Below are 7,795 nucleotides of genomic sequence, written 5' to 3' on the forward strand. Positions count from 1 at the left end.
GTCTTGATCGAGGCCCCTGCGCGGCCAGCGGTCGCGAGCACGTGGTGCGTTCCGCTCGCGACGAGGCGCTCGCGCAACTCCTCGAGGCTGCTGCCGTAGAGGAGCTCCGCGTCCTCGTCGCCGACCTTGGTCAGCAGGCTGCTCGCTGCGGCGCGCTCGAAGTTCTCCACGAAGCGGGCCTTGTCGTGCAGCATCCCTGCCCGCGGATTCGGGTCGATCACGAGGCGGTGCTCGCCGTCGCCGACCGCGGCGAGGAACTCATCCGTCTGCGCGGTGTCGTCGAACGGGAAGCAGCTGACGACGACGAGCGGCGCGGCATCGAGGGCGGCGCGCTCCCGGGGACCGAATTCGATGCGCCGCTTCTGCGCGGCCTCGTTGAAGGCATATCTCGGCTCACCGTCGGTGCGGTCCGACGTCGCCCGGGAGCTCCCGAAGGGTCCGGGCGTCGCGATCAGCTCCACGTCGTAGCTGGCGATGAAGTCCCGGAGCACGGCGCCGTCTGCGTCGTCGCCGACCATCGCGATCAGGGTCGTCGGCACGCCGAGGATGGCGAGGCCGACGGCGACGTTGAGCGCCGCCCCACCGGGGAACTCCTGCACTGAATCGGGTTCGCGCATCTCGTCGATGAGCGCGTCGCCGACGACGACGACGCGCGGGCGGGTCGCCCCCGCACCCGCAGTCTCTGTGCCTGGCGCTGTCTGGTTTTCTGTCATTTCGGTCTCATCTCCCCTGATCCGCGAGTGATCAGCTCGGTTGGTACAACATAGGTTCTCCCGGCGGAGCGGTCTCCGTCGAGTCGGGCAAAGATCCGTGCGGCAGCGAGCCGGCCGATCTCGTGCGGGTTCTGCGCGACGACCGTGACGCCCGGTTCGAGCAGGTCGGCAAGAGGCACGTCATCGAAGCCGACGAGCGCAACCGTGTGGTGTGCGCCCCGCTCGCGCAGGCCGCGCACCGCGCCGATGGTGATGAGGTTCTGGCTGCTGAACACGGCGGTCGGCGGATGCTCCGACTCGAGCAACGCGATCAGCGCGCGGTTCGCGGCGTCCTCGTCGTGCAGGCCGGTGATGACCGGGATGTCCGCGGTCGCGACCCCGGCCCGCCCGAGTTCTTCGAGGAACCCGCGGCGGCGTTCCTGCGCCGTCTGGATGTCGGCCCGGTCGCCGAGGAAGGCGATCCGCCTGTGCCCGTACGAGAGCAGATGCCGCGTCGCGGCCGCCGCACCCGCCGCGTTGTCGCTCACGACGACATCTGCTTCGACGCCGGCCGGCTCGCGGTCGACGAAGACGACGGGAGTGCCGCGGCGCAACTCGGGCAGGAGGTAGCTCTGGCTCTTCGACACGGTCGTGAGGATGAGGCCGTCGACGCGACGGCGCAGGAACGCGGACACCGCGACTTCTTCACGGTCGGGGTCGTCGTCGAGGCTCGACGCGAAGACCGCGACTCCGCGGGCGTTGGCCGCGTCCTCGACGGCGCGGTGCATCGCGCCGGAGAACGGGTTGCCGACGCTGCCGACGAGCAGGCCGAGGGTGCTGCTGCGGCCGTCGGCCCTGCGCAGGTTGCCCGCATGCAGGTCGGGGTGGAAGTCCAGGCTCTCGGCCGCGGCACGCACCCGGGCGATGGTGGCGGGCGACACATTCGGTTCACCGTTGATCACCCGGGAGACGGTCTTCACGCCGACCCCGGCGAGCGCTGCAACGTTCTTCATCGTGGGGCGGGCACGCGGGTCGACGACGTCCACCGGGCTCGCAGCCCAGTCTTCCGGTCCTGACATCGATGTCACAGTTTGGTCTCCGCCTCACGATTGCACTTGACCTTATTACATTCACCGCTGAAGATGATCACTGACATCGTTGTCAGGGAGCACCCTCCCCCCTAGCAAGAGGAGATTCAAAGATGAATCGCACCACCACACAATCCACCGTCACGCGGATGATTGCCGCCGCTTCGGTCGCCACGCTCGCCACGATCGGCTTCGCCGGTTGTTCCTCGAACGCCTCGAGCAGTTCCACCACGGGGGCCGCCTCCGGCCCGATCGGCGTCTCGCTCATCGTCAAGACCACCACCAACCCCTTCTTCGTCGCAATGGAAGACGGCGCCAAGAAGGCCGCAGACGCGGCCGGCGTCACCCTCACTCTCGCTGCCGGCAAGGCAGACGGCGACGAGGCGAGCCAGATCACCGCCGTCGAGAACGCCATCTCCAAGGGCGACAAGGGCATCCTGATCACCCCGACCGGCCCCAGCGTCGAGGACGCGCTCGTCAAGGCCCGCGCCGCCGGCCTCTTCGTGATCGCGCTGGACACGCCGCCGACGAACAAGGATTCCGTCGACATCACCTTCGCGACGGACAATTACCTCGCCGGCCAGGACATCGGCAAGTGGACCGCTGCAAAGCTCGCCGGCCAGAAGGCCACCATCGCGATGCTCGACCTCTTCGGCGACAAGATCGTCTCGGTCGACGTCAACCGCGACCAGGGCTTCCTGGACGGGATGGGCATCAACACGGCCGACAAGGCCAAGAACGGTGACGAAGCCAAGACCGGAACGTACAGCGGCGGCGACTACGAGATCGTCGGCAACGAGCCCACGAACGGCGCGGAGGACGGCGGCCGCACCGCGGCCGAGACGCTCCTGAGCAAGAACCCGAACATCAACGTCGTCTACACGATCAACGAACCCGCAGCTTACGGCGCCTACCAGGCGTTCAAGGCGGCGGGCAAGACCGACATGATCGTCGTCTCGATCGACGGCGGCTGCGCGGGCGTCAAGCAGGTCAAGGACGGCATCATCGGTGCGACCGCCCAGCAGTACCCGGTCAAGATGGCCGAACTCGGCGTGCAGGCGATCGTCGACCTGATCAACAAGGGTGCGAAGCCGACCACGAGCCCCGGCCTCGACTTCTACAACACCGGTGTCGCGCTCGTGACCGACGCCCCGCAGACCGGGGTCGACTCGATCGACACGACGAAGGCATCCGGCATCTGCTGGGGTTAGCCAGAGCCGCTACCGCTCCCGTGGGGTGCCGAGAATCGATTCCGGCATCCCACGGGGCTTCCCTGTAGGCGTTTAGGAAACCGGAGCCCATCGTGACCCAGCCCACCCAAACCGCGAACCCGGCAACGGGCCCGCATGACCTGGCCGAGGAATTCCTCGACCGCACCACTCCCCTCAGCCGGCTGCGCGGCCTCATGCACCGCTACCCGGCGATCAGCCCGGCCGTCGTGCTCGTCATCGCGATCATCGTGTTCGGGATGCTCAACGAGCGGTTCCTCAACCCGGCCAACCTCTCGCTCATCACACAGCAGGTCGCCGTCGTCGGCACCCTCGCCATCGCCCAGACCCTGATCATCCTCACCGCGGGCATCGACCTTTCCGTCGGCGCTGTGATGGTGCTCAGCTCGATGGTGATCGCCCAGTTCACGGTGCAGAACGGCGTCTCGCCGGTCGTGGGCCTGCTCGCGGGGCTCCTCGTCGCACTCGCGGCCGGCGCCTTGAACGGCTTCCTCGTGACGCGGCTGCGGCTTCCCCCGTTCATCGTCACCCTCGGCACCCTCAACGTCTTCGTGGCGCTCACGCTGCTGTACTCGAACGGCGCGACGGTCCGCGGCGGCGACATGCCCGACCTCCTCACCTGGACGGGGACCACGTTCTCCATTGGCGGGGTCAACTTCACGATGGGCGTGCTGATGATGCTCGTCCTCTACGTCGTGATCGCCTTCATCCTCTCCCAGACCGCATGGGGCAGGCACGTCTACGCCGTCGGCGACGACAAGGAGGCTGCCCGCCTGGCCGGCATCAGCGTCAGCCGGGTACTCATGAGCGTCTACCTCGCCGCCGGGGCGATTCTCGCGATCGGCGCCTGGATCCAGATCGGCCGCAGTAACGCGGCCTCGCCGAACGCGGGCACCGACCTCAACCTCGACTCGATCACCGCCGTCGTCATCGGCGGCACGAGCCTCTTCGGCGGCCGCGGAACGATCTGGGGCACCCTGCTCGGCGCCCTCATCGTCGGCGTCTTCCGCAACGGGCTCTCCCTCGCCGGACTCGATGTGCTCTGGCAGACCTTCGCGGTCGGCGTGCTCATCGTCCTTGCTGTCTCCGTCGACCAGTGGATTCGAAAGGTACGCAAATGACCCTCCTCGATGGCAGCACATCGTCGGCCGCAGGACCGTCCGTGGTCCGAGAGCCGATCCTCACGGCAACGAAGCTCGTCAAGACCTACGGCCGCGTCGTCGGCCTCGACGGGGTCAGCCTCGAGCTCTACCCCGGCGAGGTCCTCGCGATCATCGGCGACAACGGTGCGGGCAAGTCCACCCTGATCAAGTGCCTGACCGGCGCCGAAGTCGCCGATGAGGGCGAGATCACCCTCGACGGGAAGCCCGTGCAGTTCAAGCGGCCCCAGGACGCGCACGCCGCCGGCATCGAGACGGTCTACCAGACCCTCGCCGTATCCCCGGCCCTCGACGTGGCCTCGAACCTCTTCCTCGGCCGTGAACTGCGGCGTGCGGGCCTGCTCGGTTCGGTGTTCCGCATGGTCGACAAGAAGGGCATGCGGAAGCGTGCGCGGCAGGAGCTGGCCGACCTCGGCATCAGCACCCTGCAGGACGTCACCGTCGCGGTCGAGAACCTCTCCGGCGGTCAGCGCCAGGCGGTCGCCGTCGCGCGCGCGGCGGCATTCGGTTCCAAGGTCGTCGTCCTCGACGAACCGACGGCGGCCCTCGGCGTCCGCGAGTCGAACCAGGTGCTCCAGCTGGTCAAGAACCTCCGCGACCGGGGCATCCCGGTCATCCTGATCAGCCACAACATGCCGCATGTGTTCGAGGTCGCCGACCGTATCCACATCCAGCGCCTCGGCAAGTGCGCCGCGACGATCACGCCGCAGTCGCACTCGATGACGGATGCCGTCGCGATCATGACCGGGGCCAGGAAGGCATGACCATCACACCGCCCACGCATCCCGGCGAGCCCGTCGCCCTGTACGCCGAATTCACCGCCCTCCCCGGCCGCGGGGACGAGGTGGCCGCGCTCCTCGCCGGCCTGACCGTCGACGTTCGCCGGGAGCCGGGCAACGTGACCTTCGACCCGCACCGCCGCGTTTCGGACCCGCTCGAGTTCTTCGTGTACGAGGTGTACCGCGACGCCGAAGCGTTCCAGGCGCACATCACGGCGGCCTACGGGGCCGTGTTCAACGCAGCCCTCGGCGACCTGATCGAGGGCGAGGGATCGGAGCTGACCTGGCTGACTCCTCTCACCGTCTGATTTCTGCGAGGGCCGGTCGTTGGGCATCCTAGAAGCGGATGCCCGACGACCGGGCGTCCCGAAAGGTAACCATGCGCCTCATCCTGATCCGGCACGGCCAGACGGTGTCCAACGTCGGTGGTCTCCTCGATACCGCGCACCCCGGCGCCGACCTCACGCCGCTCGGCCGTGAGCAGGCCGGGAATCTCGTGGCCGCCCTCGAATCGGTGACGATCGACGCCCTCTACGTCTCCACCCTCGTACGCACCCAGCAGACCGCGGCACCGCTCGCGGCGGCACGGGGACTCGAGGCCCGCGTCCGCGAGGACATCCGCGAGGTCGCAGCCGGCCACCTCGAGGGCCGCCACGACCGGGCAGCCGTTGACGCCTATTGCACGACGTTCCTGGCCTGGGCGAACGGCGACCTCGACACCGTGATGCCCGGAGGAGAGTCCGGCAGGGACACCTTCGCCCGGTTCGACCGGGTCGTGACGGAGGCCGACGATCTCGGGCACGAGACCGTCGCCTTCGTCAGCCACGGAGCGATCCTGCGCGCCTGGACGGGGTACTCCTGCAGCAACCTCCACGCCGGCTACGTGTCGGACAATCCGCTCAGCAATACCGGCACGATCGTCGTCACCGGTTCGCCGCTCACGGGGTGGACCGCGGAAAGCTGGATCGGCAGCGTCCTCCCCGAGGTCCTGACGAGTGCCCCCGCCTCGTCCGGACCCGCCGGACTGCCGGCGGACCGTGGATTCTGAGCGCGCCCACCGGTTCTCTTTTCGGTGTACCTAGGCTAATCTGATGCAACTGTACGACACCGGATCGCTCGGACTCGGCCTCGCCGCATCCCGAAGAATGGACAACACGATGAGCATTGGCGCCGGAATCTTCCTCCTTGTTGTGGGAGCGATCCTTGCATTCGCCGTCGATCTCCAGGTCGCAGGAATCGACCTGAAGACGATCGGTTACATCCTGATGCTCGCCGGACTTGTCGGAGTCATCCTCGGCATCGTGCTGATCACGCGGCGGCGACAGTCCGTTTCAACGACTCGGTCCGCCGTCGATCCTGCCAGCGGTGAACAGATCACCCGGCAGACGACCGAGCGCGACCCGCTGATCTGAATTTGCCAGGTTCGGGATATCCCGGCGAACCGAAACCTCGACACTGACAGGGTCAGATGACCGCGAAACCCACAGGGCTTCTTGGCCACCGTTACCAGCTCAAGGAGCTGATCGGACGCGGCGGCATGGCGTCCGTCTACCGGGCCGCCGACAACAGGCTCGGCCGGGATGTCGCGATCAAGGTATTCACGACCGTCGCCATCGAACAGGACGACATCCAGCGCCAGCAGGCCGAGATCAACGTGCTTGCAAGCCTCAGTCACCATAGCCTCGTGACGCTCTTCGACGTCGGTGTGCACCGGGCCACGCCCGACCGACGCCAGATCTTCCTGGTGATGGAGCTCATCGACGGCGTCGACCTCCGGGAGCGACTCCTCGAAGGTCCGCTGTCGGTGCGGAACATCTCCCAGGTCGGCTATGACCTGGCCGAGGGCCTCGAGTATATCCACGGGCGAGGCATCGTGCATCGGGACATCAAGCCGGCGAACATCCTCCTCGCCCAGTACAGCAGCCGGTTCCGGGCGCGCGCCAAGCTCACCGACTTCGGCATCGCGCTGTCCCCGGCGAGTGAGCGCCTGACCAACGGCGGCATGACGTCGGGAACGGCGGCGTACCTCAGCCCGGAGCAGGCCAGAGGCGAGGAAGTGGGACCGCCGAGTGACATCTACGCTCTCGGACTGGTGCTCCTCGAGTGTTTCACCCGGGAACTCGCCTTTCCCGGCCAGCCGGTTCCGGCGGCCGTCGCCCGACTCCTGCGCGATCCGGTGATCCCGGCGTCGATATCGCCGGCCTGGCGCGACCTGCTGTCCACCATGCTCGCCAGGGACCCCGCCGACCGGCCGGACATCGGCGAGGTGGTGCTCGCGCTCCGCCAGGCCGTGATCACGGAGACGGGCAGGCACCGGGGCGAGGAAACCAGTCCCCTCGTGACGGACGAAGCAGGGCGGATGGCTGCGGTCGCGCGCCTGCAGATCCTCGACACGCCTCCGGACGGAACCTTCGACCGGATCACGGCACTCGCCGCCAGGATCTTCTCGGTGCCGATCTCCATCATGAGCATCGTCGACCAGGACCGGATCTGGTTCAAGTCCCATGCCGGGCTCGACCTCGAACAGATCTCCCGAGACCCTGGCCTGTGCGCCTCGGCGATCATGCAGGACAGGCCCTGGGTGATCGAAGATGCGCGCACGGATGTCCGCGCCCTCGCGAATCCCCTGGTCTCCGGTGGTTTCGGCCTGCAGTTCTACGCGGGCGTTCCGCTGCGCACCCGGGACGGATTCAACCTCGGCACGCTGTGCGTGCTCGACTTCGAGCCGAGAACCGTGACGGATGCCGAGATCGAGACCCTGGGCGACCTCGCCGCCCTGGTCATGAACGAACTGGAACTGCGGCTCGAGTACGGCAGGGACCTCACCCGGCCCGCACCGGCATCCGC

General features: G+C 67.7%; 9 protein-coding genes. 7 read left to right on the forward strand and 2 right to left on the reverse strand.

All coding sequences use genetic code 11. The features are described 5' to 3' along the window. Nucleotides 1–713, reverse strand: a 713-nt coding sequence (locus tag QN345_RS13050; protein ID WP_323508728.1) for a carbohydrate kinase family protein, incomplete at its 3' end; no start/stop codon positions are given. Continuing rightward, nucleotides 710–1,705, reverse strand: a complete 996-nt coding sequence (locus tag QN345_RS13055; protein WP_134446887.1) for a LacI family DNA-binding transcriptional regulator — start codon at nucleotides 1,703–1,705, stop codon at nucleotides 710–712. The genes QN345_RS13050 and QN345_RS13055, both read right to left, overlap by 4 nt. Before the next feature lie 188 nt (nucleotides 1,706–1,893). Between QN345_RS13055 and QN345_RS13060 the strand changes: the two genes are divergently transcribed. The 7 genes from QN345_RS13060 to QN345_RS13090 form a co-directional block, all read left to right on the forward strand. Further along, entirely contained in the window at nucleotides 1,894–2,991 is a 1,098-nt protein-coding gene (locus QN345_RS13060) for a substrate-binding domain-containing protein (protein WP_134446659.1), read from the forward strand. A gap of 92 nt (nucleotides 2,992–3,083) precedes the next feature. Further along, nucleotides 3,084–4,130, forward strand: coding sequence for an ABC transporter permease (locus QN345_RS13065; protein WP_241975475.1), 1,047 nt, complete (start codon nucleotides 3,084–3,086; stop codon nucleotides 4,128–4,130). Then, a complete protein-coding gene (locus QN345_RS13070; RefSeq protein WP_134446658.1) occupies nucleotides 4,127–4,933 on the forward strand; it encodes an ATP-binding cassette domain-containing protein in 807 nt (268 codons plus the stop codon). Before QN345_RS13065 ends, QN345_RS13070 begins: the two co-directional genes overlap by 4 nt. Then, the gene (locus QN345_RS13075) at nucleotides 4,930–5,256 is read left to right on the forward strand and encodes a putative quinol monooxygenase (RefSeq protein ID WP_134446657.1); all 327 of its coding nucleotides are present in this window, start codon (nucleotides 4,930–4,932) and stop codon (nucleotides 5,254–5,256) included. The genes QN345_RS13070 and QN345_RS13075 overlap by 4 nt, the downstream gene beginning before the upstream one ends. Before the next feature lie 71 nt (nucleotides 5,257–5,327). Then, complete coding sequence (locus tag QN345_RS13080) at nucleotides 5,328–5,996, forward strand: histidine phosphatase family protein (protein ID WP_134446656.1); 669 nt, start codon at nucleotides 5,328–5,330, stop codon at nucleotides 5,994–5,996. 43 nt (nucleotides 5,997–6,039) lie between these two features. Beyond that, entirely contained in the window at nucleotides 6,040–6,360 is a 321-nt protein-coding gene (locus QN345_RS13085) for a DUF6458 family protein (RefSeq protein ID WP_416172960.1), read from the forward strand. A 56-nt stretch (nucleotides 6,361–6,416) separates the two neighbouring features. Then, the coding region (locus QN345_RS13090; RefSeq protein WP_323508729.1) for a protein kinase domain-containing protein at nucleotides 6,417–7,795 on the forward strand (1,379 nt) is incomplete at its 3' end.

This window comes from Cryobacterium sp. 10I1 (genome assembly GCF_035019805.1).
Lineage (GTDB): Bacteria > Actinomycetota > Actinomycetes > Actinomycetales > Microbacteriaceae > Cryobacterium > Cryobacterium glucosi.

Bases quoted from the DNA above. Each gene is read 5' to 3' on its own strand.
- QN345_RS13055 (WP_134446887.1), bottom strand. From the start codon at position 1,705: ATGAAGAACGTTGCAGCGCTCGCCGGGGTCGGCGTGAAGACCGTCTCC.
- QN345_RS13060 (WP_134446659.1), top strand. From the start codon at position 1,894: ATGAATCGCACCACCACACAATCCACCGTCACGCGGATGATTGCCGCC.
- QN345_RS13070 (WP_134446658.1), top strand. From the start codon at position 4,127: ATGACCCTCCTCGATGGCAGCACATCGTCGGCCGCAGGACCGTCCGTG.
- QN345_RS13075 (WP_134446657.1), top strand. From the start codon at position 4,930: ATGACCATCACACCGCCCACGCATCCCGGCGAGCCCGTCGCCCTGTAC.
- QN345_RS13080 (WP_134446656.1), top strand. From the start codon at position 5,328: ATGCGCCTCATCCTGATCCGGCACGGCCAGACGGTGTCCAACGTCGGT.
- QN345_RS13085 (WP_416172960.1), top strand. From the start codon at position 6,040: ATGCAACTGTACGACACCGGATCGCTCGGACTCGGCCTCGCCGCATCC.